Here is a 16184-nt window from a genome sequence, read left to right as displayed (position 1 = left end):
TGCCTTGATCCATCACGTATGTATGCTCGGCACATGAACATCTTCGAAGAAGCATCAGCATTAAAGGTTCTTGGAACACATGCGTGCTGGAGATCCCTTCGGTCCGCTTCAGTCGGCCGACTGGCGGTAATTGGCACCAACGGACCTGAAATCTTTCCCGTGAACTACCTGCCGGAGGATGGATCACTGTTTTTCCGAACAGGTCCGGGAACCAAACTGGACGCTTTGCTGGAAGGGGGAGCGGTCGCACTGGAGGCTGACGGCCTCAACCCCTACGGAACCATTGCGTGGAGCGTCGTGGTGAAAGGCCGTCCTGAAGCTGTCCCGGACAACGAACTTGATCAGGACAAGGTGGATCAGAGCCTGTCTCCCTGGGAGCCGGGGGCCAAGGATCAGCTGTTCCGCATTACGCCGACGGAAATTACTGGACGCCAGTTTGCCATCAACCCGTCCGCACGATGGTGGTCACCACGGGAGCCCTGAGGTTCCGGGGAGGGAATCGGGGCGAGCTCCGTGGGGCTGGCCTGCTGACTACAGGCTGAGCGCAGTTCATGGGGTCGGCCGCTGGTAGATGGATTGACCGGCATCAGTGCGCTGTGCTGGCGAGTAGTGAGTGGATTCCACTACGTGCCGCGCAGCGAAGCCAGTCAGGGCACCCACAGTGACCGCCATGAGTATGCCGGCCACTAAATATGACCCCACAGGGCAGGAAATGCTGTGTTCTCGTCAATGAACGGAGACGGCGCGAAAGTCCAGAGGATGCCAGCAGCCCAGGCACCAGCGTTGACAGGGATCCACCAGGAGGCCCGCCGTATTACCCGGCGTAAGACAAGCCACTGCAAGGTCGGAATCGAAGCCAGAAGCACCGCCGCCCCGACGACCATGAGGGCAACAGCGGACGGCGAAGCGAAATCGACACTGCCGATCGTACTCGGCAGCATACCGATGGACCACGCGACAGCGGCACCCCCACCAGTGGCGGTAATCCAGGCAGCACGAGGGATCCCAAAAGAGCCAAAGCCGATGGACTGCCCCAACCCAAGGAGGATACCTTCGCATGCTCCGGCGGCGATCATCAACGGATAGACGACGGAAGCGGGAGCGGCGGCTAATGTCAACGCTCCACCAACAGCGGCCGGGATAATGAATCCAACGGTCTCCCCGGCCGTAACCGCAAGCACCCACCGACGCATAAAAGTGCGTCTCATGTCTGTGGCCCTCTTGCCCATGTAGCCGATAGTACGCGCCATGCCACCTCAAAACGGCCTGGGTTCGTTTTGTAAGATTGGCGGGCCCCGAAAGAGGTATGGATGGCCCAACCGGCGCAACCTTGGAGACAACACAGTTGACCGACAAACCCCCCGTAGGGACAAGGAAACCATCATGATTGAATCAAGCCCGCTATTTGGCCGAACGCAATGACGCACACCCCGACACGGAGAATATGACCATGACGAGCAAGAAGTCCGTGACTTGGAGCGATCTGACAAGCGGGCAGCAGGCTGTGGTCCTGGCCTTGTCCTCAGTGCAGTTGTCGCTGGCCGCCACCGCTTGGACGGATCTGGCCACCCGCCCCGCCCCGCGGGTCAACGGCCGCAAGAGTGTGTGGGCGGCGGTCATTGCCCTGTACTTCTTGGGCCCCGTGCTGTACTTCACGCACGGAATCCGCGGCTGAACCCGGCTCCGACACCGGGACGGTGCAGTCAGCCTGCCGGCCTCGTCCTTGGCGCGGGTCAGCGGGGCAGGGACCCTAGAGTGCCGTGAACCTCAGGACGAGGGCGTGCTCGGGGTTGAGGATGGGCATCGGCAGGCCCACTTCGGCCAGGAAGCGGCCACCGGCCACCGCCCCGTCCGCCAGCCAGGCCGGCGGCTGGACCTGCGTGAATGTGTGGGCATAGTCGGCGTCTCCGGGCGCCGGGAAGATGGCTTCCACCCGGTAGTCCCGGTCCGGTTCGAGGCCGGGGATGGTGATCCGTCCGGTCTGTTCCGCGAACGGGGTGCCCGTGCTGACCAGGGCGAACAGCGCCGCCGTCGTGCCTGGGGGAACGGTGCCCTGCGAGGCACCACTGGGGGCAACTACGCCGTGCAGCATCAGGGAATCGTCGGGTACGTCCGCGCGGACCATGCGCCCGGAGTGGATCAGGCCGCGGTGTTCCTTGTAGAGGGCGATGAAGCGTTTGAGTTCCTCGCGCTCGGCGCCCTGGACCTCGCGGACGTCCCATTCCATGCCGAAGTGGCCGAACAGCGCTGTGATGGCGCGGAAGGACAGATCGTGCGTGCGGGCCGTGGTGTGCGAGGTGGTGGGGCCGACGTGCCCGCCCACGAGCTCCGGCGGGACCACCAGCCCGGTCCAGCGCTGGATGGTCTGCCGTTCCAGGGCGTCGTTGCAGTCCGAGGCCCAGATGCGGTCCGTGCGTTCCAGGATGCCCAGGTCCACACGGGCCCCGCCGGAGGAGCAGCTTTCAATCTCGACGCCGGGATGGGCCTTCTTGAGCTCGTCAAAGAGCCGGTAGGCGGCCAGGGTCTGTTCGTGGACCGAGGAGCGGCCGGCGTGGCCGTGCTCCAGCTGGTCCCTGTTCTGGTCCCACTTCAGGTAGCTGATGTTGTTCTCGCGCAACAGGGCGTCGACGCGGTCGAAAATGTACTGCCACGCGTCCGGGTTCACGAGGTCGATCACTTGCTGGTTCCGCCATTCAATCGGCAGGCGGCCGCCGTCCTTGTAGCTCTGGACCGAAGGACCAACGATCCACTCAGGGTGCGCGCGGACAATATCGGAGTCCAGGTTGACCATTTCCGGTTCCACCCAGAGCCCGAATTCCATCCCGCGCGAGGTCACGGCATCAATCAGGGGCGTGAGGCCATCGGGCCAGAGTGATCCGTCGACGTACCAGTCGCCCAGGCCGGCGTGGTCGTCGCGGCGGCCGCGGAACCAGCCGTCGTCGAGCACAAATCGCTCCACGCCCAGTTCGGCGGCGGAGTCCGCCAGCTCGATCAGCGTTGAGAGGTTGTGGTCGAAGTAGACCGCTTCCCAGGTGTTGAGGACCACGGGACGGGGCTTGCCCGGGTGGGTTGCCGTGCTGGCCGCGGGGAGAACGTGGTGCGGGCGGGACCGGAACCAGCTGTAGAACGCCTCGCTGATGCCATCCAGGCCGCGGTCCGAGTACGCGGCGAACAGTGCCGGCGTGGTGTAGCTGGCGCCGGGTGCAAGGATGACCTCGGCCGGGCCCAGGAGCTCGGAGCCGCCGATCATGGTGCGGCCGTCGCCGATGCTGTCCGCGAACTGCTCGTGGTTGCCGCTCCAGGCCAGGTGGGTGGCCCAGACCTTGCCGTGGCGGTTGCCGAACCCGGCGGTGCCTGCGGCGAAGAGCAGCGAGGAGTCGTGCCCGGTGCGGCCGTGCCGGCCGGCGCGGACCCACGTGCCCTGCTGGATGGGGCGGCGCTGCGGGTGGCGTTCCCGGCACCAGCGCCCGGTCAGGTCAAGGAGTTCGACGGCGTCCGGCGCCACCGGGAGGACGGTGGCCAGCTCGTCGACCTGGTAGGGCGTGGCGCCGTCGTTGGTGAGGGTGTGGCGCAGCTCCAGCAGGCCGCCGTCGTGCAGTGTCAGGGCGGACGAGACGGTGAGTCCGGCGTAGGAATCGGTCTGGACGATAATGGCGGAGTTGTCCTCGGCGCTCGCGGTCACGGCGCGGAGGCGGGCCGAGAAGTCGAGGCCAGAGACGCCGTCGGCGAGGCGGTGGCCGCGGAGGGCGGGACGGCCGCGCCAGCTGGAGGATGCCTGCGGCAGGAGGCCGGCGGGCACGGTGGCGTCGATGGCGGAGTGGGGGATCGGTTCGCCGAGGATGGCGAGGTCCGGCAGGGTGCTGCCAAGATCCGCGCCCCAGTGGATGACCTCGGCCTCCCCGCTGTCAAAGCTCATCACCAGGCTGGTGCTGGCGGAACGGAGGTGGAGGGGGTCCATAGAATGCTGTCCTTTACGGGGTGTGGGAGAAAGTATAGAGGCCGCGCGCCGCGGGGAATACAACGCCCGCGGCGCGCAGCCGGTAAAGCTCGCGGCCTACTTGAAGAGGGCGTTGACCTGTTCGTTGGCCTGGGTCAGCGAGCTGGCCGGGGCCTTGCCGGACACTACTGCGTCCATGGCGGGCTCCATGATGCCCTTGACCTTGGCGGTGTTGTCCGTGATCGGGTACAGGAACGTGCTCTTGTTCTTGACGTGCTCGGTGAACGCGGAGACGTCCACGTTCTTGGCGGCGAAGGCCGCGGCAGCCTTGTCGGAGGAAGCCTTGAGCGCGGGGAAGACGACGGCCTTGGACGCTACGACGTCCTGGCAGTCAGCGGAGGCGAGGTACTCAACCCACTTGATCGAGGCGTCCTTCTTCTTGGTTCCGGCCCAGATCGAGTCGGCCAGGCCGTTGAACATGGAGGCACGCTTGCCTTCGGGGCCCACCGGGGTGGGGGCGATGCCCACATCGATGCCCTGGTAGCCGGTGTACTGGCCGGTCATCCACGAACCGTGGGCATTGATGGCGGACTTACCGGCCGCGAACGTGTCGGCCATGCTGGCGCCGACGGTGGTCTCCAGCTTGGGCATGTAGCCCTTTTCCACGAGTCCGGCGAACCAGTCCATGCTTTCCTGGAACTTGGGGTCGTCGTAGTTGTAGTGCGTGCCCCACGGGTTCTTGTCCGTGTGGGACCAGCCGGTGGTGTTGGTGAGGTAGCTCCACTCCGTCTGCCCGGAGGAGTCGCCGCCGCCGTTGAGGCCAAGGCCATACACGGCGACGTTGTTCTTGTCGAAGCCGGCCTCGTCGCCGCGCTTGCCGTTCTTGTCAACGCTCAGGTGGGCGATGACCTGTTCGTACGTGCCGCCGTCCTGCGGGTTCCAGGTGAGGTTCTTCATCTGCTCTTCGGTGACGCCGCCGCTGGCGAGCATGGCCTCGTTGTAGAACAGGCCGATGGTGTCCCAGTCCTTCGGCAGGCCGTAGCGCTTGCCGTCCTGGCCAACCCAGAGGTCGGCGAGGCCCTCGTTGTACTGGGACAGGTCGATGTTGTCCTTCTTGACGGCGTCGTCGATGGCCAGCAACTGCTTGTTCTCTGCCAGCTCGCCGTAGCGTCCGAGGTGGTTGGTGAAAACGTCGGGGGCAGTGCCGCCGACAAAGCCGTTGGTCAGCGTGCTCCAGTAGTCGTCCCACCCGCGCTGGGTGATCTTGACCGAGATGTCCGGGTTGGCCTTCGTGAAGTCGTCGGCGCACTGCTGGTAGGCGGGCAGCTGGTTGGCGTCCCACAGCCAGTAGTTAATCTCGCCCTTGCTTGATTCTGCCGAGGAGGATGAGCCTCCGCCGCAGGCGGACAGGGACAGTGCCATAACTGCGGCGACGGCGACGGCGCCGAGGGATTTCTTCATGGTTCTACTTTCCGTTTGGGAGTTGGGGAGTGGGGTTTTTGGGGGTGGTTACTTGATGCCGGAGAAGCCGATGGAGTTGACGATCTTCTTGCCGAAGGCGGCGAAGAGGATCAGGACGGGCAGGGCCGAAACCAGGGTGGCGGCCATCAGGCCTGACCAGTCCGGGGAACCCTGCGGTGCCTGTGATTTGAAGACCCCGAGGCCCACCTGCAGGACGCGCACGTCATCCTGGGATCCGACGAGGAGCGGCCAGAAGTATTCATTCCACTGGCCGATGAAGGTGAGCAGGGCAAGGGTGGCGATTGGTGCTGCGGCGTTGGGAAGCACAATCTGGAAGAAGATGCGGAGGTGCTTGGCGCCGTCGAGCATGGCTGCCTCTTCGACCTCGCGGGACATGTTCAGGAAGAACTGGCGGAGGAAGAAGATGGCGAACGGAGTCATAAAGACGTAGGGCAGGACCATGCCGAGCATTGTGTTGAGCAGGTCCAGGTTCTTGATCAGCAGGAAGTTGGGCAGGGCGGTGAAGATCGGCGGGACCAGCATGGTGCCCAGGAATAGGCTGAACACCGCGTTCCGGCCCCTCCAGCGCAGCCGGGCAAAGGCGTAGGCGGCCATGGCGCTGAAGAATACGGCCCCGGCGGTGGTGATGGACGAGAAGATGATGGAGTTCTTCAGGTACAGCCAGAAATCGATGGTGGCACCGGAACCGCCCTCGGCGATGGCGTCCGCGGGGCTCTGCAGCCCGAACACCCGCATAAAGGCGCCGAACGTGAAATCGGCGGGAAGCAGGCTGGCTGAGTTGGCGGCCAGTGCCGAATTGGTGGACAGTGCCGTCCGCAGCACCCAGAGGAACGGGAGGACGGAGACTGCGATGGCCAGGACCAGGAGGGCCCAGGCGCCTGCGCGGCGGGGGTTGAACGGACGACGGCGGCGGGCCGGGGCATGCAGCGGTGCGCGGCTGGTGGTGGATGTCATGGGGGACTCCTTAGTCCAGGTCCGACTCGTTGCCCTTGAGGAACTTCATCTGGATGAAGGCCACCAGGGCGAGGATGAGGAAGAGAATGACGGCGATGGCGGATCCGTAACCGAAGTCCGACTCGGTGAAGGCCCGCTGGTAGATGTAGTACTGGATCACGCGGGTGGCGTTCACCGGTCCGCCCTGGGTAGTGACGGCCACGGTGTCGAAGACCTGGAAGGAGCCGATCACGGTCACCACGAGGACCAGCACCAGGACCGGGCGGAGCAGCGGAATGGTGATCTTGCGGAAGGTCTGGAACGCTGAGGCGCCGTCGAGTTTTGCGACCTCATAGATGTTGCCGGGGATGGCCTGCAGGCCGGCAAAGATGAGCAGCGCGGTGTAGCCCATGTGCCGCCAGGTGTTGATGACTGCCTGGGTGGGGATGGCCCACTCTTCGCTGCCGAAGAACGCGACGCGGGGGAGGCCGGCCCATTCGATGAACTGGTTGACCACGCCGATCTGATAATCGAGCATCCAGAACCAGAGCAGCGCCGCGATGACGTTGGACATCAGGTAGGGCAGGAGCAGAGCGCCGCGGATGAGCGTGGACTTGGCGACCTGGTGCATCAGTAGGGCCAGTCCCAGTGCCAGCGCTGTCTGGAGGACGATGTTGATGAGGACGTACTGGCCGGTGACGGCCAGGGAATTCCAGAACAGCGGGTCCTTGGCGATCGCCGTGTAGTTGTCCATCCCCACCCATGTTGGGTCTCCGAGGATGTTGTACTCCGTGAAGCTCAAGTACACGCCGCGGATGGTTGGGACAACGTAGAAGAAGATGAACCCGATCATTGCCGGGGCGATGAAGAACAGGGCGATCTTGAGGTCGCCGATCCGGCGGTAACCGCCGCGCGGCTTGGGTGCTCCGGTCTGGGGCGGGGCGGTTCTCGCGTTTTTGGCAAGGGTGGTCATCGTCGACCCTTTCCTGACTGTGATGTGGATAACAACTGCTGAGGAATCTACACGAGTAGATCAAGAGTGGCAAGTGTTAGTTTTTCTTTTATTTCTAGAGGGATTATCCAGTCGATAGGGCATTGACTCGAGTAGATTCGAATGAAACACTGAAATCCTGATGGACAGCGCTTGCCGGCGCTCCGTTACAGCATCCAGGGAAGGCAAACAATGACGTTTTCAATCGGCGTAGTAGGAGTTGGCCAGTTCGGCGGCCAGTTCGCGCACCTCTTCAATCTCCACCCCGGCGTCAGCGACGTCTATGTGGTGGACGAGCTTCCGGAACGCGCGGCCGAGGCCGTGGACCGGTACCGCCTGGCGGGGTCCGAGGCGAGCTTTGAGGACCTCCTCGCCTCCGACGTCGACGCCGTGGCCATCTTCACGCAGCGCTGGACGCACGGTCCGCTGGTGGAGCAGGCGCTCCGCGCCGGTAAGCACGTCTATTCAGCCGTCCCCATGGCCATCTCCGAGGAAGAAATCGCCCGGATCATCGACGCCGTCCGTGAAACCGGGCTGGTCTACATGATGGGGGAGACCAGTTACTACAACCCGGCCACGGTCTACGCACGCAAGCAGCATGCGGCCGGCTGCTTCGGGCGGATCTTCTACACCGAAGGAGACTACGTCCACGACATGGACCTGGGCTTTTACGATGCCTACCAGTACAGCGGCGGTGATCGCTGGAAGGAAACCGCCAGCTACCCGCCGATGCTGTACCCGACGCACGCGGTCGGGGGAGTCCTCGGCGCCGTCCCCGCCCACGCCGTCAGCGTCAGCTGCGTCGGAGTCAAGGATGACCGCAACGACGGCGTCTTCGACAAGGAAGTCAGCATGTTCGGCAACGACTTCTCGAACGCCACGGCCCTCTTCGAACTCAACGACGGCGGCGTTATGCGCACCAATGAGATGCGCCGCGTGGGCTACCCATCACACATCAGGGAGTCCCGGTTCAGGTTCTTCGGGACGGAGGCCAGCTTTGAACAGCTTGCAAAAGTCACGGTCTGGCAGGACAAGGAAAACGTCCAAGACATTTCCGAGCAGTTCGAAACCCGGCCCAGTATGTCCCTCGATGACCCGTCGCTGGCCAACGTTGCGCCGGAACTGAGGGACGCCTTCGTGTCCGGACTCTCGCCGGTCCATGACGCTGATCGGCTGCCGGAGGAGTTCCGTGGCGCACCGAACGGCCACGAGGGAAGCCACCATTTCCTCGTGGATGACTTCGTGACCGCGGTCAACACCGGCACCCTGCCGCCGGTCAACGCCTGGGTTGCCGCCCGATTCACGCTGCCCGGCATCGTGGCGCACCAGTCCGCCCTCCGCGGCGGAGAGCGGCTTCCCATCCGTGACTTCGGCGACGCGCCGGGGATCTGATAGCTAGCATGTACACCATGACGACTCCCGCATTGCAGGCCCCACGCGGCCCGGTGACCCGCAAGGATGTTGCCCGGTACGCGGGCGTCAGCACCGCCGTCGTCAGCTATGTAGTTAACGGCGGGCCCAAGAGAGTGGCGCCGGCCACGGAAGCGAAGGTCCAGGACGCCATCCGCCGGCTGGGGTACCGTCCGAACGCTGCCGCGCGGGCCCTGAAACTGGGATCCAGCGAAACAATAGGGCTGGTTATTCCGGACAACAGCAACCCTTTCTTCTCGCTGCTGGCACACGCTGTGGAAGATGCTGCCGCTGAACTGGGCTACGCCCTGCTGCTTACCAACTCGGATGGAAACCTCGCGAAGGAACTCCGGCATGTCCGCAACCTTGCGGCACGCCAGGTGGACGGCGTCATTCTGTCCAGTGTCTTGATGGAACCGGGCCTGGCGGACCTTGAATCGGCGGAGATACCTGTTGTTCTCCTGAACCACAGTGCCGATGCGCCCGGATTTAACAGCGTGGGCGTGGATCTGGTGGCGGGCGCAAAATCAGCCGTTGAACACTTGATCGGCCACGGACACACCAGTATCGCCCTCGCCATGGGTACAAACACCGGCAACTATTATGACGGCCGTGAAGAGGGCTGGCTGCAGGCTCTGGCGGGGGCAGGCCTGCCTGAAGGCCCCATTGTCCGTACCGCCTTCACCCGTGAAGGCGGCTACGCCGCAGGGAAACGCCTCCTGGCCTCCGCGAGCCGCCCGACGGCCATTTTTGCCACCTCTGACCTGCAGGCTGTCGGTATCCTCCGGGCACTCCATGAGGCGGGACTGTCGATCCCCAATGACATCGCCCTGGCGTCCTTCGACGGCTCAGCTGAAGCTGAGTACAGCTGGCCTCCCCTTACAACAGTGAAACAGCCGGCAAAGGCAATGGCGGAGGCCGCTGTCAGCGCCCTAATAGGCGCCCATCGCGGCCACGAATCGGAACATCTCATCTTTCCTGCCGAGTTGCAGATCCGGCAGTCCTGCGGCTGCCCCTAGGCTGCAGCGAGCCGAAGCCTGCCAACTTTCTCCCGCAGGACACGTTGCGCCTCGGAACCCAGCCCGGCGTCGCTGATGACCTCATCGGCCGCATCCAAGGGGGCGATGGTGCTGATGCCTAGCAGCCCCCACTTGGTGTGGTCGGCAAGGACCACGGTTTTCCGGGCGGCGGCGACGAACGCCCGATCCGTCTCGGCCTCCAGGAGGTTAGGTGTGGTGAAGCCGGCGTCGGCGTCCATGCCGTGCACGCCCAGGAACAGCACGTCCAGGTGCAGCTGTTTGAGCGCTGCAGTCGCGATGGGACCCACCAAAGCGTCCGACGGCGTCCGCTCGCCGCCGATCAGGATCACGGTTGATGCGAACCGGGCTGAGCCGCCGGACGCGGCGTGGTGGAAGAGATCAGCGATGCGCACGGAATTGGTGACCACCGTGATCCGAGGACCGTTCACGAGTTCCTTGGCAAGCGCCCACGTTGTGGTCCCGGCGCTGAGTCCGACGGCCATGCCCTCATGCACCAGACCCGCAGCCTCCAACGCGATAGCCCGTTTCTCCGCGGTCAACTGAGTGGACTTGAGCTCGAAGCCCGGCTCATGCGTACTGACATCGCCGGGGAGCTTGGCGCCGCCGTGGATACGCTCCAGTTTGCCACCCTCCTCCAGCAGCTCGATATCCCGGCGGACAGTCATCAGCGAAACGCCCAGTTGCTGGGCGAGGTCCGAGACGCGGACAACCCGTTCGCGCTGGACGGCGTCCACGATTGCCTGGTGGCGTGCTGCGGGGAGCATGTAATTCCTTTCGGGCTGAGGCGGGTGTGATATCCCCGTCACGTTCCATGATGGTCTAACCCTTGCTTGAACCAAGAGTCAGCCCCGCAACAAACTGCCGCTGCAGGAGCACATATATCACCAGCGTGGGAATGACAGTGATGACTGCGCCGGCGGCCAGGAGGTTGTAGTTGCTCAGGAATTCGCCCTGCAGGTTGTTGATGGCCGTGGTGATCGGAAGCCGGTTGCCGCTCTGGATGAAGATGAGGGGCCAGAAGTAGTCGTTGTAGATGAAGATGACCTGGAGCGTGCCGAGGGCGGCGAACGCCGGCCGGCAGAGCGGCATGATGATCTCCCGGTACTGCCGCCAGATGCCGGCCCCGTCCACCAGTGCGGCCTCCGTCAGGTCTGCGGAGAGCGCCTTCATGTAGTTGGACAGCACGAAGGTGCAGAAACCCATCTGGAAGGCGGTATTGACCGCGATCACAACGATGTAGGTGTTCAGCATGTTTCCGGAATCGCTGAATGAGTACGGCACTTCGAAGTGCTTTGCCATCTCGAACAGCGGAGCGGCGAGGACCTGCGGGGGAAGCAGGTTGCCGGCGGTGAACATAATGAGCAGCGTGATGTTGAACTTCCAGTTCACCCGGCTGACGGCGAAGGCCATGAGGGAGGCAAGGAACAGGGTCAGCAGCACGGCCGGGACGGTGATGATGACCGAGTTCCAGAAGTACGTGGAAAACCCGCCCTGGGTCCAGGCCTGGGAGAAGTTGTCGAAGTTGAAGTCGCCGGCGAAGCTGAAATAGCCGTACTGGTTTGTCGAGTCCACCGGACGGAGCGCGGTGAAAAGAGACCAACCCAGCGGGATCAGCCACATCACCGCCATAACGGCCAGGAAGATGTGGGTCCCGTAGTGGCGCTTCGGCCGGCTGCCGGAGCGGGGCGCAGCTGCGGCAGGAGTACGGCCGGTGCGGGCTGTGGTGGTGCTCATGCTTTGTTCTCCTTGCCGAAGGTGCGGCTGAGGTAGAAGACGATGGGAACAAGGGAGATGACCAGCAGCACCACTGCCAGTGCCGAGCCGACGCCGATCACCTGACCTTCGCCCACGAGGTTCTGGATCACCAGGGCGCTGAGCATTTCCAGGCCGTTGGTTCCGCGGTTGATGACGTAAACCACGTCAAAGGCGCGCAGCGATTCGATGATGGTGATTACCACGATGACGATATTGATGGGGCGCATGGCCGGGAACACCACGCGGAAGAAGGTCTGCACGGCGTTGGCTCCGTCGATGGCGGCGGCTTCCTTCAGGGTCGGATCCACGCCCTTCAGCCCGGCCAGGTACAGGAGCATCACGTAGCCGGCATGCCGCCAGGTCGCTGCAACCAGGGCGGCCCAGATGTTCACGGAGGAGTCCCCGAACCAGTCAACGGCCTGCGGTGTCCCTGCTGTGCCCAGGAGGAAGTTCAGGAGGCCGTTGTCGCGCTGGTAAAAGAGCTGCCAGATGATGCCGATCAGGGCCAGCGACAGCATCACGGGTGCGAAGAAAATGCTCTGGTAAATCCTGCTGCCGCGGATGTTCTGGTCCAGAAGTACGGCAAGCAACAGCCCCAGCGGCGTGGCAATCAGTGCCAGGAACAGGAGCCACAGCATGTTGTGCTGCACTGCTGGCCAGAACGGCGGGTAGTCCTGGGAGATGAACTGGTAGTTGTCCGTACCCGCCGGACGGATGTTGCCCAGGTCCAGGCCGTTCCACCGCGTGAAGCTGAGCCCCACGGACATCAGCGTCGGCAGCCACACGAGGGTCAGTTCGATCAGGGTGGGGATGCCCACCATCAGCGACAGGACGAGCTTGTCCCGTCCGGACAGGCGGCGGACCCGCCCCCCTTTTGCCCGGCGGATACGGCCGTTGCCGGGTTCCCGCGCCTCCGGCGGTATCAGTTCTTGTGCGGTGCTGCTCATGGAAGTCTTCCTCTTTGGGTGGGGACGCAGGAAGGGAACGACGGCGGGAGCCTGCGCCGCCGTCGTCGTTCCCTTCCTGGCTGGTCGCCTTGGAAACGGCGCTGACAGGGCTGGAAGTGCGGCCCTGGACTTACTGCGCGGCGTAGAGCGTTTTGGCCTGGGCCTCGAGGTTTTTGACGTCTATTTTGCCGTCCTTGATGAAGCTCTGCAGGGCCGGGATCATCACGTTGTTGGCCATGGCGGGCAGGGCGTCCCGGTCGAAGAACTGGCTGATGTACTTCGCGTCCGCGATGGTGTCCGCACACTTCTTGTTGAGCGGGCTGAACTTGGACGTGTCCGTGCCCTTGGCGGTGGCGATGTTGGACGCATCCACGGCGGCGTAGGCGTCCTGGGCCTCGGCGGTGCCGAGGAACGCCATGAAGTCGCGGGCCGCCTTGTTGTCCCCGCCCTTTTTGGACAGCAGGAGGCCGTCAATGGGGGCTTCGACGGCGTCGCGGCCTTCCATGGCGATTTCCGGAAAGGCGAAGAAATCGATGTCCGCCAGCACCGCCGGGTCGGTGAATTGCTGGGTGACGAAGGAACCCAGCAGGTACATGCCGGTCTTCTTGGCTTCCAGCGCTTTGGCGGCGTCCTGCCAGGTCTGGCCGAGGGCTGCCGGATCCTGGAAGGGAAGGAGCGCCGCCCAGGTGTCGAAGACCGCGCTGACCTTTTGCTGGTCCCAGGATTCCTGGTGCGCGCACAGGTCCACATGGAACTGGTAGCCGTTGAGCCGCATGTTCATGTAGTCGAACGTGCCCATGGCCGGCCAGCCGTCCTTGTCGGCGAAGCCGATGGGAATGATGCCATCTGCCTTCATCTTCGTGGCGAGGGCCTTGAGGGCGTCAAAGGTCTCCGGCACCTGGTACCCCTTTTCGGCCCAGAGGCTCTTCCGGTAGAAGAACCCCCACGGGTAGTTGTAGTTGGGTACGAAGTACATCTTGCCGTCCGGTCCGGTGGAGGCTTTCTTCAGCGCATCGGAGTAGTTGCCGCCGATGGTCTCCCAGACGTCATCGATGGGCGCAAGGAGCCCTTTGCCTGCGTAGTACTGCATGCGATATCCGGCGAACCATGTGAACGTATCGTCCGGGGAGCCCTGCAGGTAGGAGTTGATCTTGTTCTGGAAATCATTGTGGGGCACCACGTTCGTGGTGACCTTCTTGCCGGTCTTGGCCGTGAAGGCGTCGGTGACAGCCTGGTACGCCCGCTTGGGGACGTCATCGGAGGACCCGGAACCGAAGGTAAGGCCGGAGGAGCCGGAACCCGTGGCGGATGGCGCACTTCCGCCCGTGCAGGCTGCGAGCAGTGGAATGCCGGCCAGGCCTGCTGCGCCTATGCCAACGGTCTTGAGGATGCTTCGCCTGCTGGGAAAAGCAGTTGCAGACGCATCAAACTGTGAAGCCATGTTCTCTCCCTTGAAAAATAGCCGCATGTGAGACACCTCACATTGCATCTGACTATAAACGTTCAAAACAGAACATGGAAGAACGGGAAATAACATTCTTGGTGTTGATTTTTTTGAATCGTCCCAAACAGCGAGCGGCCCCGATTTTCCCGTGGGACGGGAGAATCGGGGCCACTCGATGGCGTCGGACTGGGTGGTGAGGCGGCTGTTACTTTCTGAGCGACTGCGCGATCTGCTGCATCACTGTGGTGTCGGCCAGGGTGGTGGCGTCGCCGGATTCGCGGCCTTCGGCGATGTCCTTGAGCAGGCGGCGGACGATCTTGCCGGAGCGGGTTTTGGGCAGTTCCGGGACCACGAGGATGGTTTTGGGCTTGGCGATGGGCCCGATTTCCTTGCCTACGTGGTTGCGGAGTTCCTGGATGGTGGCCTCGCCCTTGTCCACGGCGTCCCCGCGCAGGATCACGAACGCGACGACGGCCTGGCCGGTGGTTTCGTCGGCGGCGCCCACGACGGCGGCTTCGGCCACGGAGGGGTGGCTGACCAGGGCGGATTCGATCTCGGTGGTGGAGAGCCGGTGCCCGGAGATGTTCATAACGTCATCCACGCGGCCCAGGAGCCAGATGTCGCCGTCCTCGTCCTTCTTGGCGCCGTCGCCAGCGAAGTACATGCCTTCGAAGCGGGACCAGTAGGTCTCCTTGAACCGCTCGGGGTCGCCCCAGATGCCGCGGAGCATGGCGGGCCAGGGCTCCCGGATCACCAGGAAGCCGCCGTGGCCGTCCGGCACGGATTCGCCCTGCTCATCAACGACGTCCACCGCGATGCCGGGCAGCGGGGTCTGGGCCGAGCCGGGCTTCGTGGCGGTGACGCCGGGCAGCGGTGCGATCATCTGGGCGCCGGTTTCGGTCTGCCACCACGTGTCCACGATCGGTGCCTTGTTGCCGCCGATGACGTCCCGGTACCACATCCAGGCTTCCGGGTTGATGGATTCGCCCACGGAACCGAGGACCCGGAGGGAGGTCAGATCGTACTTGTCCGGGATGTCCCGTCCCCACTTCATGAAGGTCCGGATGGCCGTGGGGGCGGTGTACAGGATGGAGACCTTGTACTTCTCGATGATCTCCCACCAGCGGCCCTGGTGCGGGGAATCCGGGGTGCCTTCGTACATCACCTGTGTGGCGCCGTTGATGAGCGGGGCGTAGGCGACGTACGTGTGGCCGGTGACCCAGCCGACGTCGGCCGTGCACCAGAAGACATCCGTTTCGGGGTGGAGGTCGAACACGGCCTTGTGGGTGTAGGCGCCCTGGGTGAGGTAGCCGCCGGTGGTGTGCAGGATGCCCTTGGGCTTGCCCGTGGTGCCGGACGTGTACAGGATGAACAGCGGGTGTTCGGAGTCGTGTCCCACCGCTTTGTGCTCGGCGGAGGCCAGCTCCACGGTGTCCGCCCACCAGTGGTCCCGGCCTTCGTGCCAGTCCACGTTCTGGCCGTTGCGCTTGACCACCACAACGTTCTGGACCGTGTGCCCGTCGACGGAGAGGGCGTCGTCCACGGCGGTCTTCAGCGCGCTGGGCTTGCCGCGGCGATAGGTGCCGTCCGCGGTGACGACGAGCTTGGCTTCGGCGTCCTCGATCCGGGAGCGCAGGGCGTCGGCGGAGAAGCCGCCGAACACTACGGAGTGCACGGCACCGATGCGGGCGCAGGCCAACAGCGTGATGACGGCCTCCGGGATCATGGGCAGGTAGACGGCCACCCGGTCACCTTTGCCAACGCCGAGGGACTCGAAGGCATTGGCGGCCTTCTTGACCTCTTCAGTGAGCTGGGCGTAGGTGTACGTGCGGGTGTCGCCGGGTTCGCCCTCGAAGTAGATGGCCACACGGCCGCCGAGGCCGTTCTCCACGTGGCGGTCCAGCGCGTTGTACGCGGCGTTGACCTCGCCGCCCACGAACCATTTGGCGAACGGCGGGTTGGACCAGTCCAGCGTCTGGTCGAAGTCTTTGCTCCAGGTGAGCAGTTCGCGGGCCTTCTTCGCCCAGAAAGCCGGGCGGCCGGCGTCGGCCTCTGCATAATCAGCGGCGGTGACAACGGCGTCGGCAGCGAATTCGGGGCTGGGGGCGAAAGTACGGTTTTCGTGCAGCAGGTTTTCAAAGGCGTCGCCCTGCTGGTCGGTCTGCACGGAAGCTGCGGGAGCGGTGGCCGTGGAGCCGGGAGTGTCCTGAGACATGGTGAACCTCATCATTCATCGGTCTTTTTA

Annotated in this window: 13 protein-coding genes; 4 read left to right on the top strand and 9 right to left on the bottom strand. The window is 63.9% G+C overall.

Going from position 1 to position 16184, the window contains the following annotated elements; genetic code table 11:
• Nucleotides 1-33: 33 nt before the first annotated feature.
• The gene (locus NG697_RS10220; protein WP_252600320.1) at nucleotides 34-483 is read left to right on the top strand and encodes a pyridoxamine 5'-phosphate oxidase family protein; all 450 of its coding nucleotides are present in this window, start codon (nucleotides 34-36) and stop codon (nucleotides 481-483) included.
• A 967-nt stretch (nucleotides 484-1450) separates the two neighbouring features.
• On the top strand, nucleotides 1451-1675 hold the full coding sequence (locus tag NG697_RS10215) for a hypothetical protein (protein WP_252614108.1): 225 nt from the start codon (nucleotides 1451-1453) through the stop codon (nucleotides 1673-1675).
• A 75-nt stretch (nucleotides 1676-1750) separates the two neighbouring features.
• Here the strand turns inward: NG697_RS10215 and NG697_RS10210 are convergent, their stop codons facing one another.
• From NG697_RS10210 to NG697_RS10195, 4 genes are all read right to left on the bottom strand, one after another.
• On the bottom strand, nucleotides 1751-3958 hold the full coding sequence (locus NG697_RS10210; RefSeq protein WP_252614106.1) for an alpha-galactosidase: 2208 nt from the start codon (nucleotides 3956-3958) through the stop codon (nucleotides 1751-1753).
• Nucleotides 3959-4054: 96 nt separating this feature from the next.
• Nucleotides 4055-5398, bottom strand: a complete 1344-nt coding sequence (locus NG697_RS10205; RefSeq protein ID WP_252600324.1) for an ABC transporter substrate-binding protein — start codon at nucleotides 5396-5398, stop codon at nucleotides 4055-4057.
• A 48-nt stretch (nucleotides 5399-5446) separates the two neighbouring features.
• On the bottom strand, nucleotides 5447-6373 hold the full coding sequence (locus NG697_RS10200; protein ID WP_252600326.1) for a carbohydrate ABC transporter permease: 927 nt from the start codon (nucleotides 6371-6373) through the stop codon (nucleotides 5447-5449).
• Nucleotides 6374-6383: 10 nt separating this feature from the next.
• Nucleotides 6384-7325, bottom strand: a complete 942-nt coding sequence (locus NG697_RS10195; RefSeq protein WP_252614105.1) for a carbohydrate ABC transporter permease — start codon at nucleotides 7323-7325, stop codon at nucleotides 6384-6386.
• A gap of 210 nt (nucleotides 7326-7535) precedes the next feature.
• Between NG697_RS10195 and NG697_RS10190 the strand changes: the two genes are divergently transcribed.
• Together NG697_RS10190 and NG697_RS10185 are read left to right on the top strand one after the other, a co-directional pair.
• The gene (locus NG697_RS10190) at nucleotides 7536-8735 is read left to right on the top strand and encodes a Gfo/Idh/MocA family protein (RefSeq protein ID WP_252600329.1); all 1200 of its coding nucleotides are present in this window, start codon (nucleotides 7536-7538) and stop codon (nucleotides 8733-8735) included.
• A gap of 17 nt (nucleotides 8736-8752) precedes the next feature.
• Nucleotides 8753-9772 carry a LacI family DNA-binding transcriptional regulator gene (locus NG697_RS10185; RefSeq protein WP_252609791.1) on the top strand — a complete coding sequence of 340 codons (1020 nt, stop codon included), beginning with the start codon at nucleotides 8753-8755 and terminating at the stop codon, nucleotides 9770-9772.
• Here the strand turns inward: NG697_RS10185 and NG697_RS10180 are convergent.
• The 5 genes from NG697_RS10180 to acs all read right to left on the bottom strand — a co-directional run bounded on the left by NG697_RS10180 (nucleotide 9769) and on the right by acs (nucleotide 16154).
• Nucleotides 9769-10557, bottom strand: coding sequence for a DeoR/GlpR family DNA-binding transcription regulator (locus NG697_RS10180; RefSeq protein ID WP_252600333.1), 789 nt, complete (start codon nucleotides 10555-10557; stop codon nucleotides 9769-9771). The two genes, NG697_RS10185 and NG697_RS10180, sit on opposite strands and share 4 nt — an antisense overlap.
• A gap of 55 nt (nucleotides 10558-10612) precedes the next feature.
• On the bottom strand, nucleotides 10613-11527 hold the full coding sequence (locus NG697_RS10175; RefSeq protein ID WP_252600334.1) for a carbohydrate ABC transporter permease: 915 nt from the start codon (nucleotides 11525-11527) through the stop codon (nucleotides 10613-10615).
• On the bottom strand, nucleotides 11524-12495 hold the full coding sequence (locus NG697_RS10170; protein ID WP_056346189.1) for a carbohydrate ABC transporter permease: 972 nt from the start codon (nucleotides 12493-12495) through the stop codon (nucleotides 11524-11526). The genes NG697_RS10175 and NG697_RS10170 overlap by 4 nt, the downstream gene beginning before the upstream one ends.
• 130 nt (nucleotides 12496-12625) lie before the next feature.
• The gene (locus NG697_RS10165) at nucleotides 12626-13936 is read right to left on the bottom strand and encodes an ABC transporter substrate-binding protein (RefSeq protein WP_252609793.1); all 1311 of its coding nucleotides are present in this window, start codon (nucleotides 13934-13936) and stop codon (nucleotides 12626-12628) included.
• Nucleotides 13937-14144: 208 nt separating this feature from the next.
• Nucleotides 14145-16154 carry an acetate--CoA ligase gene (acs, locus tag NG697_RS10160; protein WP_252600338.1) on the bottom strand — a complete coding sequence of 670 codons (2010 nt, stop codon included), beginning with the start codon at nucleotides 16152-16154 and terminating at the stop codon, nucleotides 14145-14147.
• Nucleotides 16155-16184: the final 30 nt, after the last annotated feature.

This window comes from Pseudarthrobacter raffinosi (genome assembly GCF_023913835.1).
Taxonomy (GTDB): Bacteria; Actinomycetota; Actinomycetes; order Actinomycetales; family Micrococcaceae; genus Arthrobacter; species Arthrobacter raffinosi.
This window is presented reverse-complemented; position numbering and strand designations above follow the sequence as displayed.

Coding starts and splice junctions, on each gene's coding strand:
- NG697_RS10170 (WP_056346189.1), bottom strand. CDS start 12,495: ATGAGCAGCACCGCACAAGAACTGATACCGCCGGAGGCGCGGGAACCC.
- NG697_RS10175 (WP_252600334.1), bottom strand. CDS start 11,527: ATGAGCACCACCACAGCCCGCACCGGCCGTACTCCTGCCGCAGCTGCG.
- NG697_RS10190 (WP_252600329.1), top strand. CDS start 7,536: ATGACGTTTTCAATCGGCGTAGTAGGAGTTGGCCAGTTCGGCGGCCAG.
- NG697_RS10210 (WP_252614106.1), bottom strand. CDS start 3,958: ATGGACCCCCTCCACCTCCGTTCCGCCAGCACCAGCCTGGTGATGAGC.
- NG697_RS10200 (WP_252600326.1), bottom strand. CDS start 6,373: ATGACATCCACCACCAGCCGCGCACCGCTGCATGCCCCGGCCCGCCGC.
- acs (WP_252600338.1), bottom strand. CDS start 16,154: ATGTCTCAGGACACTCCCGGCTCCACGGCCACCGCTCCCGCAGCTTCC.
- NG697_RS10220 (WP_252600320.1), top strand. CDS start 34: ATGAACATCTTCGAAGAAGCATCAGCATTAAAGGTTCTTGGAACACAT.
- NG697_RS10185 (WP_252609791.1), top strand. CDS start 8,753: ATGACGACTCCCGCATTGCAGGCCCCACGCGGCCCGGTGACCCGCAAG.
- NG697_RS10195 (WP_252614105.1), bottom strand. CDS start 7,325: ATGACCACCCTTGCCAAAAACGCGAGAACCGCCCCGCCCCAGACCGGA.
- NG697_RS10165 (WP_252609793.1), bottom strand. CDS start 13,936: ATGGCTTCACAGTTTGATGCGTCTGCAACTGCTTTTCCCAGCAGGCGA.
- NG697_RS10215 (WP_252614108.1), top strand. CDS start 1,451: ATGACGAGCAAGAAGTCCGTGACTTGGAGCGATCTGACAAGCGGGCAG.
- NG697_RS10180 (WP_252600333.1), bottom strand. CDS start 10,557: ATGCTCCCCGCAGCACGCCACCAGGCAATCGTGGACGCCGTCCAGCGC.
- NG697_RS10205 (WP_252600324.1), bottom strand. CDS start 5,398: ATGAAGAAATCCCTCGGCGCCGTCGCCGTCGCCGCAGTTATGGCACTG.